Consider the following 15,630-nt stretch of genomic DNA (forward strand, 5'->3'; position numbering starts at 1 on the left):
ATCTTTATTTAAAGTGTAATTATTAGCCCGATTAAGAACTTAATTCGTTATAAACTCTCCAATAGAGATCAATTTGCGCCGCTACTTCAATAAATTTATCCAGCTCTACAGGTTTTACGATGTACGAATTAGCTCCTAATTTATATGCAGTTTGAATATCTTTACTTTCGGCTGATGTGGTTAAGATGATAACAGGAATGGTTTTATATAACTCATGTGATTTAAATTCCTTGAGTACTTCAAGTCCGTTATAACGCGGAAGGTTAAGGTCGAGTAGGATCACGATAGGGGTGGGCTCACCTTCATCCCATTTTTGAATCCAGTTCAGCGCCTCTTCACCGTCACGTGCAACTTCTATCTTATTTTTAAGGTTATTCTTCTTAAATGCTCTCAGGGTCAGATCAATATCTACCGGATTGTCTTCAACCAAGAGGATCGGTTTTTCATAACTTATTGTTGCCATTTGATTCTATTTTTGGTATTTCAATATAAAATGTTGATCCTTTTCCTACTTCACTTTCGGCCCAAACTTTTCCATTTAAGCGTTCAATGGCTTTTCTGACCATTGCCAGACCAACTCCCGTACCTTCATAATCTTCACTGCGGTGCAGCCGCTGAAATATCTCAAAAATCCGATCATGAAACTTCATATTGAATCCAATTCCGTTATCTTTCACAAAGATAGTGTGTGTTGAGTCATGATCCTGATAACCAATTTCTATTTTCGGATTAATTTGCTTTTGCGTGAATTTAAATGCATTTTCAATCAAATTCCTAAGAGCCAGATTCAAGCCGGCCTTATCTGTATATATTTCGATTTCAGGGATGGTTGTGGTAATCTTAAAATTGTTGAAGATTTTTTCGGAAGTTTTGTTTAGAACTAAAGTTTCAATGAGATTTTTGATATTGACTTTCGAAGGACGTAAAGTTTGCCGTTCCAATCGTGAATACTCCAGTAAATCGTTGATCAACTGATTCATCTGCATGGCACTTTCACGAATTGTCCGTAAAAAGCGTTTACCTTCTGCATCGAGTTTACTTTCATATTCTTTGAGCAGGATCTGGCTGTAACCATCAATCCCGCGAAGAGGGGCCTTCAGGTCATGCGATACGGAATAAGTAAATGTTTCAAGTTCTTTGTTTTTGGCCCCAAGCAATTTGGAATTTTTTTCTAATTCGACGGATTTTTCATTTAAATCTTCCACTAAATTTAAAAGTGCTTTCTGGCTATTTAAAAGTTCTGATGTTCTGACTCGAACCCTTTGATCAAGTTCCTGGTTTATTTTTTTAATTTTTTCCTCTGCATTTTTCCGTTCTGTAATGTCTTGAACTGCTCCATATATACCTATCAATTTATCTTCTTTGTCGTTCCAAGTAGGGTTGGCATAAACCCTAACCCATAACAGCGTACCATTTTTGTGATAAGTACGAACCTCAGTTATTACTTTTTGGTTTTTATGAAGTTTTTCCATGTCCAGGTCGTCCTTCCCTAAGTCGTCGGGATGCAAAGTTTTTCTCCAACCTCCTAAGGCTATGTATTCATCAAGTGAATAACCGGTAATGTTTTCAAAGGCACCGGCAACCCAATTGAGTTGGATCTTTCCTTCATCATTTAGGATGGATGTGAACATATAATCGGAAGTAACTCCGGAGATAAGCCGATATTTTTCTTCACTCTTAAGTAAAGCTTTTTCCGCTGTTTTTCTTTTCGTTGCTTCTTTTAATACAGTTCTGGCTTTTGTGAAGAAGTAAAAATAGACCAGTATAATGATGATGAGTACCGAGAAAAGAAGGATTAGTCGGTTTTGGAAACCTGCAATGGTTTTATAAACCTCTGTTTTTGGAATAGAGATTAAAATTGTCCAGTAAGTATTTCCCAGAGGAATTCTATAAAAAACGACATGCTTTTCACTATTATCAAATGTTTCTGATTTATCATGAATACAATTTAAGTACCCAAAATTTTCTTTTTTAATTTCTTCAATTAATTTTATGACAGTGGGATCATTATTCGAAACATCCACGATTGAGGTGCCTATATGTTCATAATATGGACAATATATTTCTATATTATTTTCACTTAACAAGAGTGCATACCCAAATTCCCCACGTTTTATGTTTTCGAGATAGCGTTTCCCAATTTTATCAATGGCAATAAGCACCGCCAGGCTGCCATTAAATAAATTATCTTTAAAAACAGGGATATGAATCGCGATTGCCAGATATCCCTGAACGGACATGAATACATCACTGATTACCGGTTTCTGTGATTCGATTATTTCATGAATATGTCTCTGATCAGATATGTTTTTCCCGATAACCTCATTGTTCTCGGGGTAAGTTGCTATGATTATTCCATTTGAGTCAGTTCTGGTTATGGCTTCGATTTGTTCGGCACTGTTCTCATAATATTTTTTTAGTAATTCTTTGCCTTGTTCATCGAAATCAATAATGCCAGTGAAACGCGATAAGAAGGTCAATTCTGATTTACAATCATCCATATAATCGAGAATTCCCCTGGATGCTGCTTTCGCAATCATTATTTGTTCAGAATTGAACTGGGCAATGGTTTTATTTCTTACTTCCTTATAGATAGCGAGTATCAGTAATAAAAAAATAATTAATAATATCGGGATAAAAAAGAAGCGTCTTAAATATCTCATTTGTTAAAGTTATTAAGCAGTATTATGTAGTATTTTTATGTAGTTTATTAAAACAATTTAATGATTTAATGAATGAGGGATTTTTTAATAATACAATATACGATTTTTTATGTAACAGATACAATGCTTGGAAGAAATTAAAAAACTCTTGCTTTATTTATTATTTAAATTTCAAGGTATTTAGAATATGTTTTACCCAGATTTATTGATAAATTTTCGGGAATTGCAATTTTTTTGATGAAATGTAAAAATCATGGAAATTGAGTGTAGATTTGCAGTGTGAAAAAAAATGTAAGCGCAATAGTTTTAGTTAATTTCCTGGTTCTTTATGGCTTAAGTCTAAGTTTGTTCGATAGCCAAATTATTGGTTCCGACAATTCTTCTGCTAAAAACCAACCTTGCGAAAATGAAAGTTATTATGCAATAAACCCTCTGGATACACTCCGTCATTGTATTAAAACGGAGAATCTGGTCGATGGATTTAATAACCTGCCGGTTACTGCATTAAAAAAACACTTTAATGCCTTTTCAACAAAGATAAAAACTGCCGAATTATTTCATATAAATGAATTTGCAAAGTATATTTCTTATACAAAAAACGCTGTCATTGATTTTGAGCAATCAGATATTATTTATCCCTTCCATTTTTTTTTGTAAAACAATAATCCTTCAGATGCTTTGGTAAACAAAGCGATTTAACTATTTGAACAGATGACATCTATCATAATATAGATGAATTTGTTGTATTAATATTTTACAAAGTTTAAAACAATAAAAAAATGGAACTAGGAACAATCATTACGGGCATCATATTATTGTTGGCGTTTGTTTTGCCAATCGTATTTTTAAATAAGAAAAGTTCGAAAAAAGGAAAACAATTTTCTTCAGAGCTTATTAATTTTGCGCTTAAAAATAATTGCAAAATATCAGAGCATGAACTTTTTAATAATATGGCTTTAGGCATAGATAAGGAAACACATCAATTTTATTTTGTAAAGAATTCTGCGAATAATAAAATAAAGCATAAGATCGACTTACTGGAAATTCAAAAGTGCAGAATAGTGAATACAAGTAGAAATATTAAATATAAAGGCGAAAACCATAGAGTAATTGATAGACTGGAATTGGCTTTTATATCCCGCGATAAAAGTAAAGCTGAAATTTTTCTGGAGTTTTACAATACGGACACTGATAGTACCGCACTTAACGGAGAACTCCATCTAATTGAAAGATGGTTTAAAATTATTGATGAACAGTTAGCAAAAGTAACTCAAGAAAATCATAAGGAACAACTTGCTTAAAACATAATTGGGCTGTCTGAAAAAACATGATAAATGTTAGATTAAGCTTACGCCAAAGCCGGCTGGTGCTCGATGTGACAAGATTTAGATCGTGTTGGCTTTTTAGACAGCCCCTTCTTTTCTTAGGGGAGTAGGATTAAGTCAGACGAGAAATTTAATAAAACCATTAATTCAACTCTGGTCTGATGAACTCATCATTCATCACCCATAACTCCCGCCCGAACGTTCCGTTCGGAACGGGCGGGCATAACCCATAACTCATCACTTATAAATCATAACTTTAATAATAAGTAGTCTATCGCCACGACTTTATGAAAAACAAAGAGATAATGCCGAAAATCTCAAGTCGGCCCAAAAGCATATTAATAGTAAGTATAAACTTCCCTAAATCAGGGAGTCCGCTAAAGTTACCCATTGAACCTACCTGACCGAATCCGGGACCAACATTACCAATTGTGGTTACCGAACTTGAGAAGGCAGTCATCATATCTACATTAAGGAAGGATAGCAGTAAAGTGGTTATAAATATAATAAACAGGTAAAAAATAATAAATACCATGGTGTCTTTTTCAATGTCTTCATCGATTGCTTTACCCCCAACTTTTAGCAAAAATACCGCACGAGGGTGTTGAATCATTTTAACATGTTTAACAATGGCTTTGAAAAATATCCAAACCCGGTCGAATTTCAATCCACCGGAAGTTGAACCTGCCATGGCACATTGGATGGTAAAATAGATGAGTATTAATTGAGCAAATCCTGGCCATCCAACTGAATCAGCGGTTGCAAATCCTGTGGTGGTCCCTACAGAAATGACCTGAAATGCAGCATATCTTACAGATGTCCACCAGGGATATGTGCCGTTAAAATATAATTTTAATGAAACCAAGGTAACGCCCACAAAAAGGAATATCAAAAATGCCCTCGTTACTGAAGATTTGAAAATGTTATTGCTTTTCCCTAAAATTGTGTTGAATATCAATCCAAAGTGAAGACCTGATAGGATCATAAAGACCATCAGAATAATTTCGATAGGAACACTATTAAAGTAGGCAATGCTGATGTTTTTAGTCGAAAAACCACCTGTTGCAATGGTTGCGAACGAATGATTAATGGCATCAAAAAGGCTCATTCCGGCAATCATCAAAAAAACGGTTTCTAGCAATGTCAACCCAAGGTATACATATAATAATATTCTTAGAATTTCTTTGGCCCTGTATTTAAAATCAGCTTTAGCCAGTTTCGACATTTCTGTGTTTAACAGGGTTAACTTTGAAGTGTTTGATTTCGGGAGAATCAGGAGTGTAAATAAGATAATTCCAATTCCACCTATCCAATGAGTTGATGACCTCCAAAAAATTAAACTTTTTGGAAGCACTTCTATATCAGTAAGAATAGTTGATCCTGTAGTTGTAAATCCTGAAACACTTTCGAACCAGGCATTTATGACTGAAAATTCGCCTCCCCACAATATATAAGGCAGTGCACCCACCACACAAGTGGTTATCCAGCCAAACACAACGATGGTAATCCCTTCTAATATGGATATATAACTAGTTTGCTGGACGTAAATTATTGGTAAAAGACCAAATATTAATGCAATTAGCGTGCTATACAATAATGAAATATCTGTCGGTTCGGAAAGGAACAGCGCTAATAGAAATGAAATAAATAAAAATACCGCATTAAATATCAGCACCAAACCGATGTACCGTAACACAATTTCGAACCTCATGATTAATAGGTTTTTTTAAATCTATAGATCAGACTTTGTATTTCTTTTTCAAGTTCTTTAAATTCATCTTTTGTTACAATTCCTGCTTCGAAACTTTGAGTTTGGGAAGTGTGCCTTTTTAAAGATTGGATGATGTCAACAATTGGTTTTACATAATACCTGCTGATGAAAAAATTGAACATGACCAAGAATACAAGAGAGGCAATTATGGCTACAATCCCGGGCATGATTGCTCTACGTGCTTTTTCTTTTAATTTTGTCGATTCCTGATACATGCTCTCCTGATTTAAGATCATCAGAGCCCGTACGTCATTTTTTGCAGCCAGAAAATAGTTATGTAAGTCTGTGAAATACCAATCGATACTATTTTCCTTAGCGGTCCCAACTATAGGTGGTTCCCACCTTTCTTTAAATCTTAAATAAGATTGATCTATTTGTTCGATATACTTATCTTCATTGGTTTCAGTAATATTATTTTTTGCAATGTTGAAAGCAGCTAAAAATAAACTATCGGCCGAATCCAATATTTCACGTCCTTTCTTCCAATGACCTGATAATAACAACAGAATGCCACTATCTTCTCTTTCCAGTGCTTCAAGCATTGTTTTTGAGGCCTCGATGGTTTTGTAATTGTCATCAATTAATGCTGTAACCGATTTACTTAATCGTGAAAATTCATAAATCGACACAATCCCTGCAATGACGAGCATCATAATGATAAGGATAAAGCCCGAAAGAATTTTGAATTTTATTTTCATACCCATACTTATTATCTGATTTACTGTTCTTTATGCCTATTGTAGGATTAAATTAAAATATTCTTGCTTAAAACTAAATCTCACTTGTTTTGCAACATTAAAGATCAAATATAATTTTAAATCTGCAAAAAATATAAATCATTCAAATTATTATGTGATCATTGATGATGAAGCATTAGCTTTTTCCCTTAATAATGATTTTCTTTTTCTTGAATCAGTTATCAATGACATTGCCATGATAATACTGGTTGCAATGATGACCACAAATAAAACGCCACTTTCAATCCCTGCATTTTTAAGAGAATCTGGAATAGCAAAAAATAAAAGTATTGATATCAATCCTCTTGGTGCAATAAAAACCTGGGGGTAAATATCTTTTCTTTCAACGACTGCAAAAAGCAAAAAGCGCAGCATATAAGCAACTGCTAGAAAAGTAACACTGATAATCCATACCCTCCAGCTTATAAGAGAAGCGAGAGGCAATGTCATCCCGAATACTACAAAAAAGAAAGTGCGAACCAGAAAAGAAGTTTCAATAGTTATCAAACGAAATTCTTTATATACTTCATCTATTTTATCGTCATACAACCAATCTTCCAATTTTTTGAAAAGCAAAACTTTATGATTTCGAAGGAGTAAACCGAAAAGAAGAATGATGATTAGGGATGAAAGATGAAACATTTTTCCGATTGAATAGAGTAATATCAGAACTGCAAGAAACAGAAAAAATTTTGCATCCCCTTTTATATTTTGAATGATATACAGTAAAACATAGCTTAATACTGCAGAGATAGAAAGGGTCATTAAAATATTCCCGCCAACCGTAAAACTCAACCTGCTAACACCTTCAACATTCATATTTTCTATGATCAGATAAAAAACCATAATGCCCAGTATGTCCGAAAAGGTACTCTCGTAAATCATAAATTCCTTTTTGTAATTAGAGAGGTTGGTAACACTTGGGATTATGATGGCACTACTTAGAATAGAAACGGGAATGGCATAAATAATGGAAGATAGCGTGCTGACATCGGGTATGAAAAGCTTGATGACAAATGAAAGTGCAAAGGAGGTAAGCCCGAGTGATAAAGCTGCGATGGTAAACGATTTCCAAATGAGTGGCCATTTGGACCAACTAAGTTCCAAGTCGAGCGCTGCTTCAAGAACGATCATGATCAATCCAATGATTCCTAAAATTTCCAGAATGCTATATAATTCGGCCTCAATTTTAAAATGTTCAAGCAATTGCTGAATCCCAACACCTAGCAAAATTAGGAGCAAAGCGCTTGGGATGCTTGTCTTTTTAGCAAGGGAGCTGGCAAAAAACGAAAGGATTATTACGATACAAAGCCCAATCAGAAATAAATATGAATTCATAAAATGCTATTTTGATCAAGATACAAAAAATAATTAACCTCTTTTTTCGATTTCCTCTAACCTTGATAGGTCAGTAATCCGGATATCTTTATTATTTAATTGTAGTATGCCTTCCTTTTCAAACTCCTTTAAGAATTTAATGGCACTTTCGGTTGAAATTGACGCAAAATCTGCAATATCCTGTCTGCTCAAATATTTAAATACTTCTTCATTCGTAAGTTCTTCTGAGGACAGATAGATTAATGTTGAAGCTAATTTGCCACGCATCTGTTTATAGGAAATGCTTTTTATAATTTCGTATAGGTGATGTTCGTTTTGTATGTTTCGTGAAGTGATGTGCATTGCAAAATCAGGCTTTTCAATTAACAAACGGCTTAAAGCTGTTTTATCAATCATGCAAATGGTAGAATCTTTCAGGGCCAGTGCCGAATAATGATATATGTTTTCTCCAAAAACAGAAGAGAAAGCCAAAAAATCTCCTTTCTTAGCTAATCGCAGATTGATTTGTTTATCATAGCCGGTTTGAAGATAAACTTTTACCAGTCCGTCAATGATGTACATGACATAGGGAGAAAAAGCCCCTTGTTTGAACAGGTTTTCACCTTGTAGATAATTGAGTTGTTTCTTTTTACTATTGATAGAATCAAATTCTTCATGGTACAGCTCATGGAAACAACATCCTGCACCACTCATCTTATTTTCTGCACTCATTAAATTTTATTAATGGAATTTTATAAAATGCAAAAATACGATTCAGTTCCGAATATGTAAGTGTTTTTTTTATTGGCTTTTAGCTGTTAGCTCTTAGCCTTTCGATTTTTACTTCTCACAACTTGCATTTTGAAAATACTGCTTATTACTAACAGCTAACAGCCAATAACCAACAGCTAAAAGCTATCTATAAACTGAAATTTGACAGGAATTATGCCATCAAATGATAGTCCAATTCATGAACTCTCCGATGCCTTATTTCTTGTGAGGTATTTGGTACTGATCTAATTTTGCCAAAGAAAATAAATCGTGATAAGTGACAAATGATGAATGACAAATGATGAATGACAAATGATGAGTGATGAATGATGAATGATGAATGATGAATGATGAATGATGAAACAATTACTATCTAACATCTAAAGTCTTGAATCTAATATCTTGTGTCTTGAATCTTGTATTTAAAATTTAAAAATGAAGCGAGTAGCTATTCCGGTTGTAAATGAAAAATTGAGCGAGTATTTCGGTCAATGCAGTCATTACGAAATATTTGAAATAGATGGGAAGCACATCAAACGTCATAATATGGATGTTTCACCCATGAATGAACTGGCTGATTTGCCAACTTGGACAATTTCTCAGGGTATTACAGATATCATCGTACATAAAGTGGATAAGCGGATTATTACCTTGTTCCTGGCACATAAGATTAACCTTTTTGTCGGCGTAACCGTTGATTATCCACAAAATTTAATCGAGGAATACCTGAGTGGCAAATTAAGATCGAACAACAACATTATAAACGAAATAACCCAATAAGATTATGACTAAGATACTGTCAAAAAATCGTATTTATATTCTCATAGTTCTTGGAATAATGATTTATGCAGGGGTAAGTCGATATCATATTTCGTTATGGTGGGTTATTGGTTTTGGTGTTTTCGTTGGAATTATTTGGGGAAAGGTTTTTTGTCGTTGGATGTGCCCTATCGGGTTGATGATGGAGTTGATGATGAAACTAAGCCCCGACGACACTTTTAAAAATATGTACCAGTATCACAAAATCGGTTGTCCGATCGCATGGATTTCAGGCTATTTAAATAAATTCTCGTTTTATAAAATTCAATTTAATCAAGATAGTTGCAAAAATTGTGGGCTTTGTGATAAAGCCTGCTATTTGACCAATATCGATCAAAAGAAATTTAGCTTATATAAACCCCAAATGATAAATCCGGCAATAAATTATAGTTGTTCGAAATGTCTAAGTTGTGTTGCCGAATGCCCGAACGGAAGTTTAAGTTACAAACCATTGATCCCCTTCATCAAAACAAAGATTTATAAATAATCAATAAAAAATCAAAAATAAATATTAACAAATAATCATTTAGAAATTATGAAATTACTACAAACAAATATTCATGAGATTGAAACAGCAAGTGAATTGGAAAAAATCATCAATGAAAACGAAAATGTAATGGTATGTTGTGGACGCATGGGGCCAATGTGTATCCCTGTTTACGAATTGATGGAAGAATTGGAAGAAGAACGTGAAAATGTGAAATTCTATACCATGGCATTTGATAATCCGCAAGCAGCACCTATCCGAAATGCAACTCAAACCCGTGGATTTATGGGAATTCCTTTTACCATGTATTATAAAAATGGAAAAGTGATAGAGGCCACTTCAAGCATACAGAGCATGAAGCAAGTGACCAATATATTAGATGAGCATTTTTCATCTTAAATTTTTAGTATTGATTTTTGAAGAGTCATTATAGAGTAACATAAAAGCGGATTATTAAAAACTAGTTAAAAAGTGCAAATTTTAGATCATAAATAATGGACACAACATACGATGTAATCATACTGGGTGCCGGAGCAGCCGGATTAAGTGCCGGAATTTATACCTCTCGGGCCAGGTTGAGTACCCTGATCCTGAATGAAGGAGCAGTAGGTGGCCAAATGGTGCTTACTCACGAAATTGCCAATTATCCGGGTGTTGAAATAACTAACGGATACGCGTTGGCCAATATTATGAAAAAGCAGGCCAAGGATTTTGGGTGTAAAATTAAATCGAATGTAAAAATTGCGAATTATGATTTTAGTGGTGATTTAAAAACCATCAGCCTTAACGACGGTAGAAGTTTTCAGGCAAAATCTGTGATCTTAACCCCGGGTGGCAGGCCACGAAACCTAAACATTCCGGGTGAGGACCAATTTAAGGGAACAGGGATTTCATATTGTGCAACCTGTGATGGTGATTTTTTTACGGATAAAGAAGTTGTTGTTGTTGGTGGAGGTAATTCGGCGCTGGAAGAAGCGGTTTCGCTGACCAGGTATGCTACAAAAGTTACTATTGTTCATCAGTTCGATCAATTTCAGGCATTTAAACATGCCATCATCGAAGCACAGGAAAACCCTAAAATAAATTTCATTATGGAATCGGAATTGAAGATGTTTTCAGGGAACGGGAAGTTAAATGCAGTTCAAATTGAGCATCTACCAACCGGGAAAGTTTCAGAAATGAAAACCGATGGTGCTTTCATTTTTATTGGATACTTGCCAAATACAGAAGATTTGCACGGTGTTGTTGATTTAAATAACAGGGGAGAGATTGTGGTGGATACTGACATGAAAACCAATGTGCCTGGAGTTTTTGCAGCCGGGGATTGTATCGTTAAAAAATATCGGCAGGTAACCACAGCAGTTGCGGATGGTACCATTGCCGCATTGAGTGTAGCCGATTATTTAAGAAGCAAAAATTAATTTTAAGATGATAAAAATAAATTCATTTTCAGATTTAAAGGCACAAATCGCCGGAAAGGAAAAATCCTTTTTATTGCTCTATAAATCAGGTAGCGAGCAAAGCGATTGCGCATTCAAACAAGTAAAGGAAGCAAGTGAGCAGGTGGATGAGGTGCATGTTATGTTCGCTGATGTCAATCAGGTTCGTGATATTCATCCACAATATCAAATTACAAGTGCACCGGTTTTGCTTGAATTTGAGCAAGCTAAGTTTAAAAATGTGGTAAAGGGTTGCAATAACTCCGGTCAATATAAAGCCCTGTTCGAAGATTCCATTTTCTTTGCCAAAGCAAAAAACGAAGAAAGCCCGGCAAAAAGGGTGACTGTTTATTCAACCCCCACATGTAGCTGGTGCAATACGCTTAAAACGTATTTGCGACAAAATAAAGTTTATTTCTCGGATATTGATGTTTCTCGTGATCAAAGAGCTGCAGAAGAAATGGTTAGAAGAAGCGGGCAACAAGGAGTTCCTCAAACTGATATTAACGGCGAGATGATCGTGGGATTCAATAAAGCACGGATCAATGAATTATTGGGAATTAATAATTAAAAATCTAAAATAATTAATTTAAAATGAGAGAATTACAACCCATAAATCAGAATGTACTTTTAGATTTTTCTGATGACAAGAAAGAGCAAAAAACTGCTTCAGGTATCATCATCCCTGATTCAGCCAAAGAGAAACAAAATATTTCAAAAGTATTGGCCATGAGTAATATCGACAATGCAGAAATTGCCGTTGGAGATACTGTTTTGTACAAAGCGTTTAGCGGTACCGAAACAGAATTGGAAGGCAAAAAATATCTGCTAATTCAGTATGCCGATATCATGGCGAAAATTGTTGAAACAGAAGCAATTTAGTTCAATAGGATGATCTTTAGGGACGTTTTCCTTACTTTTCGGAGGGATTACGTCCCTGAATTTTTATTGTTTTTCAGCTTTGAAAAAATATTCCGACACGAAGGAATTTATCAATAATTGAATAATAGAATAATAGAATTTAAGAAGAACTATTGTATCCACTAATTATTCTTCATTTTGATATTACTGCTATTATGAGGAATGACTTAAAGTTTGTCATTCTCCCCAAAAAATTTCAGTTTTTAAAATTTATCTCCTTTACCTTTCGTTATTCATCGTATTGCCAATAAATTTTGAATTATTTTCATTCAAGAAGTTCAATAATAATCTTTCACCAATCAATCTGATTTTAGGTCCTTCGACTGTTTTAGGATCGCTTTAAATTATTCTTCAGAAAAAGTTCAAAATAATTTTTTAATTCTTGTTGCACCAAATTTTTTATTATTTACATTTATAAAAAAATGGGTAATATTCCGCAGTAAAACTAACATATTTGAATTTTTAAAAAGGAATTCAATGAACATAGCACTTCCATTAGTTTTAGCCATCATCGTGTTCTTTTTTGCTTACCGATTTTACGCAAAATACATTTCAAAAATTTTTCAAATTGATGCGGCTAAAAAGACCCCATCGGTAGAAATTAATGATGGAGTCGATTTTGTGCCAACAAAACCTGGCGTTCTTTTTTCACATCATTTCGCGTCTATTGCCGGCGGAGGACCAATTCTGGGCCCCACCATTGCTTTAATATACGGTTACCAGATCAGCCTTTTCTGGATCATACTTGGATGCGTTTTATTTGGGGCGGTTCACGACTTTGTTGCATTAATTATTTCGATACGCGAAAAAGGAAAATCAATTGCCGAAGTAGCGCGAAAAACGTTGGGCGATGCAGGTTTTTTCATTTTTGTCGGATTTACGGTAATCTGTTTAATCATGATTATTGTCGCTTTTCTCGGAGCTACGGTGTCTGCCCTAACTTCTACTTATCCAATCGAACAGCTTGGTCTAGGGCCAGATCAAACACTGTTAAATACGATTACCGAGAATGGGATTATTAAAGGGAAAATCGGGGGGATTGCTTCAACATCAGTATTTATTATTACAGGTTTTGCCCCTATTTTGGGATATCTATTATACATCAGGAAAATCCCAATCATTATTGCCTCAATCATTGCCGTTGCAGTCTGTTTCGTTTCAATAATTATTGGAGTGGCTTTTCCGGTGACAATGCCTCCGGATATTTGGCGCATTGTATTATGTTTTTATATTTTCATTTCAGCCGGAATTCCGGTGTGGATTGTTCTACAGCCAAGGGATTTCTCAAATTCCTTTATTTTATATATTGGCATAATTGTAATTATGGTAGCATTATTAATCGGCGGAGCAGCAAGCTTATTCGGATTTGGATCTGCTGAGGCATTAAGTGTTTTTCACATAGGTGCTCCGGCTTTTAATTTTGCAGAAGGCGGCATTTTGCTTGGAGCTGTTTGGCCCATTTTATTTATTACCATTGCATGTGGTGCGATATCGGGCTTTCATGCACTTGTTGCAAGTGGAACCTCCTCAAAGCAAATTAGCAACGAAACTCATGCTAAAAAAATCGGTTATGGAGGAATGTTGCTTGAAGGGCTTTTTGCAATCGGGGTTCTTTCAGTAGTTGCTGCAGGTATCAATTTTTCGGATTATAAGGAAATTGTATTTCCAACAACACCGGGCGCATCGAGCAACCCGATTCTGGCGTTCGCTCTTAGTTTGGGATCAGTTATTCATCAGGCCTTTGGAATAAATCAAATATATGGAACAATATTCGGCATTTTACTTGTCGAAGGTTTTGTTGTTACAACCTTGGATACTTCGGTGAGGCTTTGTCGTTATCTTTTAGAGGAAATATGGAACGTCAGCTTTAAAAAGGTTCCGAAAATCCTTAAATCGTATTATTTCAATGCAGGTTTAATTGTTTTCATAGGCTATCTTTTGTCATTAACAAATTCAATTACCAAAATATGGCCAATTTTTGGTTCGGCTAATCAACTGCTTGCCGCTTTGGTTTTAACGGTAGTGGCCGTTTGGCTTTTCAAGAAAGGTAAACCTACCTGGTTTGTTACATTACCTGCTTTATTCATGCTCGTTACAAGCATTTCATCTCTCGTTTATCTTTTGTTTGTAAAATATTTGCCTTCAGGCAATGTTCCGTTAATAGTTGCCGATATTATGCTGGCTGTACTTTCGGGAGCATTTATCATGTTGATTATAAGAAATTTTTTATATCGCCGAATTACCAAACAAGTGAGTTGAAAATTGTTAAACTTTACATGTTTTTATAATAAAATGCGCCAGCAGGAATAATAAAAACTATCAAAGTGAATTATCCTAGAATGAATATCCCAAGTTAAGGGAAAGTGGTATTTTAATGCCCGGGTTATTCGGGAATATATTACCATTCGAATAATGTCCAATTTTGATTTCAGCATTATAATTACGCTTTTCTCCAAAAAATACACCAAGCCCGATATTATCCTGGAAAGTGAAACTTTCCCCCGTCAGCTTATCGTCAATAATGGATTTGGAAATATAAGTGGGTCCCGCGACTGAATAATAGAGATAAGCATCAACAGGTTTGGAATGTAAGAAGGTAAATTTGAGCACAGGGAATAAGGATAAGGTAAAAAACTCCTCCCTGTTAAGATCGCTTTGCCAAACCGAAAAATTAATCCCCCAATCCATTGAAAACACCTTTGAAGAGTGGAAAATATTACGCTGGTAATTGATTGAAAACCCCTGTCTGACTTGTACACTTCCACCCCAAAACAGGTGAACTTTTTCTAAAGCATTATTGATCCCATATCCTAGTGTGTTATTTGAATATCCAAATTGGATTATTTGTTTAGGATAAATATAGCCTGAATGGGCAGTTTCTTCAAGCTGCTGTTCGGTGTAAGGTTGGAGATGGAATATAAGACCTGCAGACACAAAAGTAGTAGCCGGTTGCTTTTCTTTTATGTTTTTTGGCGAAAAGACCGTGCTGAGCGACAATCCTAATTTATTACTGAAATCGTATGTTAAGCCCCCACCGATTAAGTATGAACTTATCTTTGCGTCTTTAATCACAGGACCGTTAATATCACTAAAACCATGACGGGTTACAATCGTGTAACCGCCTTCGGCAAACATGTTAAAATGATCGTTAAAGCGGTATTTATATTTAAGTGTTAAACTGCCATAATTCATCCATACTGTTTTACTGCCGGTTAAAGGTTCCTCAACCCCATTAATTATGTAATTATATCTGATCCACGAAACCGGACGCATATAGGTAATCCTGGCCGATAAAGCATCAGTGAAATCATAGCCAAGTAGAACCAAACGAACTGCTGTTGGGGGAATGTGCACCGATTGAAAGGTATAACCCTGCTCGA

At 35.0% G+C, this 15,630-nt stretch carries 16 protein-coding genes; 9 read left to right on the forward strand and 7 right to left on the reverse strand.

What is annotated here, in order from left to right:
- Positions 1-31 precede the first annotated feature (31 nt).
- Together KKG99_12185 and KKG99_12190 are read right to left on the reverse strand one after the other, a co-directional pair.
- Positions 32-463, reverse strand: coding sequence for a response regulator (locus tag KKG99_12185; protein ID MBU1013755.1), 432 nt, complete (start codon positions 461-463; stop codon positions 32-34).
- Complete coding sequence (locus KKG99_12190) at positions 444-2,663, reverse strand: PAS domain S-box protein (protein MBU1013756.1); 2,220 nt, start codon at positions 2,661-2,663, stop codon at positions 444-446. Before KKG99_12190 ends, KKG99_12185 begins: the two co-directional genes overlap by 20 nt.
- Positions 2,664-2,942: 279 nt before the next feature.
- Between KKG99_12190 and KKG99_12195 the strand changes: the two genes are divergently transcribed.
- On the forward strand, positions 2,943-3,320 hold the full coding sequence (locus KKG99_12195; GenBank protein MBU1013757.1) for a hypothetical protein: 378 nt from the start codon (positions 2,943-2,945) through the stop codon (positions 3,318-3,320).
- Between the two features lie 122 nt (positions 3,321-3,442).
- Positions 3,443-3,964, forward strand: coding sequence for a hypothetical protein (locus tag KKG99_12200; GenBank protein MBU1013758.1), 522 nt, complete (start codon positions 3,443-3,445; stop codon positions 3,962-3,964).
- Positions 3,965-4,259: 295 nt separating this feature from the next.
- Here KKG99_12200 and KKG99_12205 read toward each other — a convergent pair whose 3' ends face one another.
- From KKG99_12205 to KKG99_12220, 4 genes are all read right to left on the reverse strand, one after another.
- Positions 4,260-5,699, reverse strand: coding sequence for a TrkH family potassium uptake protein (locus KKG99_12205; GenBank protein ID MBU1013759.1), 1,440 nt, complete (start codon positions 5,697-5,699; stop codon positions 4,260-4,262).
- A gap of 2 nt (positions 5,700-5,701) precedes the next feature.
- Positions 5,702-6,457, reverse strand: coding sequence for a hypothetical protein (locus KKG99_12210; GenBank protein ID MBU1013760.1), 756 nt, complete (start codon positions 6,455-6,457; stop codon positions 5,702-5,704).
- A gap of 150 nt (positions 6,458-6,607) precedes the next feature.
- Positions 6,608-7,834 (reverse strand): cation:proton antiporter, encoded by a 1,227-nt coding sequence (locus KKG99_12215; GenBank protein MBU1013761.1) that lies wholly within the window; start codon positions 7,832-7,834, stop codon positions 6,608-6,610.
- Positions 7,835-7,867: 33 nt separating this feature from the next.
- Entirely contained in the window at positions 7,868-8,545 is a 678-nt protein-coding gene (locus KKG99_12220) for a Crp/Fnr family transcriptional regulator (protein ID MBU1013762.1), read from the reverse strand.
- A gap of 474 nt (positions 8,546-9,019) precedes the next feature.
- On the opposite strand from KKG99_12220, the gene KKG99_12225 reads away from it, so the two are divergent.
- The 7 genes from KKG99_12225 (at position 9,020) to KKG99_12255 (ending at position 14,509) form a co-directional block, all read left to right on the forward strand.
- On the forward strand, positions 9,020-9,364 hold the full coding sequence (locus KKG99_12225) for a hypothetical protein (protein MBU1013763.1): 345 nt from the start codon (positions 9,020-9,022) through the stop codon (positions 9,362-9,364).
- Between the two features lie 4 nt (positions 9,365-9,368).
- A complete protein-coding gene (locus KKG99_12230; protein MBU1013764.1) occupies positions 9,369-9,890 on the forward strand; it encodes a 4Fe-4S binding protein in 522 nt (173 codons plus the stop codon).
- 48 nt (positions 9,891-9,938) lie between these two features.
- Positions 9,939-10,289: a thioredoxin gene (locus KKG99_12235; protein MBU1013765.1), complete on the forward strand. Its 351-nt coding sequence runs from the start codon at positions 9,939-9,941 to the stop codon at positions 10,287-10,289.
- A 95-nt stretch (positions 10,290-10,384) separates the two neighbouring features.
- Positions 10,385-11,311, forward strand: a complete 927-nt coding sequence (locus KKG99_12240; GenBank protein ID MBU1013766.1) for an FAD-dependent oxidoreductase — start codon at positions 10,385-10,387, stop codon at positions 11,309-11,311.
- Positions 11,312-11,471: 160 nt separating this feature from the next.
- Complete coding sequence (locus KKG99_12245; protein MBU1013767.1) at positions 11,472-11,900, forward strand: NrdH-redoxin; 429 nt, start codon at positions 11,472-11,474, stop codon at positions 11,898-11,900.
- Between the two features lie 23 nt (positions 11,901-11,923).
- Positions 11,924-12,211: a co-chaperone GroES gene (locus KKG99_12250; GenBank protein ID MBU1013768.1), complete on the forward strand. Its 288-nt coding sequence runs from the start codon at positions 11,924-11,926 to the stop codon at positions 12,209-12,211.
- A 516-nt stretch (positions 12,212-12,727) separates the two neighbouring features.
- On the forward strand, positions 12,728-14,509 hold the full coding sequence (locus tag KKG99_12255) for a carbon starvation protein A (protein ID MBU1013769.1): 1,782 nt from the start codon (positions 12,728-12,730) through the stop codon (positions 14,507-14,509).
- Between the two features lie 75 nt (positions 14,510-14,584).
- Here KKG99_12255 and KKG99_12260 read toward each other — a convergent pair.
- Positions 14,585-15,630, reverse strand: a 1,046-nt coding sequence (locus KKG99_12260) for an acyloxyacyl hydrolase (GenBank protein MBU1013770.1), incomplete at its 5' end; no start/stop codon positions are given.

Source organism: Bacteroidota bacterium, from assembly GCA_018816945.1.
Lineage (GTDB): Bacteria > Bacteroidota > Bacteroidia > Bacteroidales.

Excerpts from the sequence above, each read along its gene's own strand:
- KKG99_12230 (MBU1013764.1), top strand. The coding sequence starts at position 9,369 with ATGACTAAGATACTGTCAAAAAATCGTATTTATATTCTCATAGTTCTT.
- KKG99_12205 (MBU1013759.1), bottom strand. The coding sequence starts at position 5,699 with ATGAGGTTCGAAATTGTGTTACGGTACATCGGTTTGGTGCTGATATTT.
- KKG99_12215 (MBU1013761.1), bottom strand. The coding sequence starts at position 7,834 with ATGAATTCATATTTATTTCTGATTGGGCTTTGTATCGTAATAATCCTT.
- KKG99_12220 (MBU1013762.1), bottom strand. The coding sequence starts at position 8,545 with ATGAGTGCAGAAAATAAGATGAGTGGTGCAGGATGTTGTTTCCATGAG.
- KKG99_12235 (MBU1013765.1), top strand. The coding sequence starts at position 9,939 with ATGAAATTACTACAAACAAATATTCATGAGATTGAAACAGCAAGTGAA.
- KKG99_12255 (MBU1013769.1), top strand. The coding sequence starts at position 12,728 with ATGAACATAGCACTTCCATTAGTTTTAGCCATCATCGTGTTCTTTTTT.
- KKG99_12250 (MBU1013768.1), top strand. The coding sequence starts at position 11,924 with ATGAGAGAATTACAACCCATAAATCAGAATGTACTTTTAGATTTTTCT.
- KKG99_12245 (MBU1013767.1), top strand. The coding sequence starts at position 11,472 with ATGTTCGCTGATGTCAATCAGGTTCGTGATATTCATCCACAATATCAA.
- KKG99_12190 (MBU1013756.1), bottom strand. The coding sequence starts at position 2,663 with ATGAGATATTTAAGACGCTTCTTTTTTATCCCGATATTATTAATTATT.
- KKG99_12185 (MBU1013755.1), bottom strand. The coding sequence starts at position 463 with ATGGCAACAATAAGTTATGAAAAACCGATCCTCTTGGTTGAAGACAAT.
- KKG99_12200 (MBU1013758.1), top strand. The coding sequence starts at position 3,443 with ATGGAACTAGGAACAATCATTACGGGCATCATATTATTGTTGGCGTTT.
- KKG99_12240 (MBU1013766.1), top strand. The coding sequence starts at position 10,385 with ATGGACACAACATACGATGTAATCATACTGGGTGCCGGAGCAGCCGGA.
- KKG99_12225 (MBU1013763.1), top strand. The coding sequence starts at position 9,020 with ATGAAGCGAGTAGCTATTCCGGTTGTAAATGAAAAATTGAGCGAGTAT.
- KKG99_12210 (MBU1013760.1), bottom strand. The coding sequence starts at position 6,457 with ATGAAAATAAAATTCAAAATTCTTTCGGGCTTTATCCTTATCATTATG.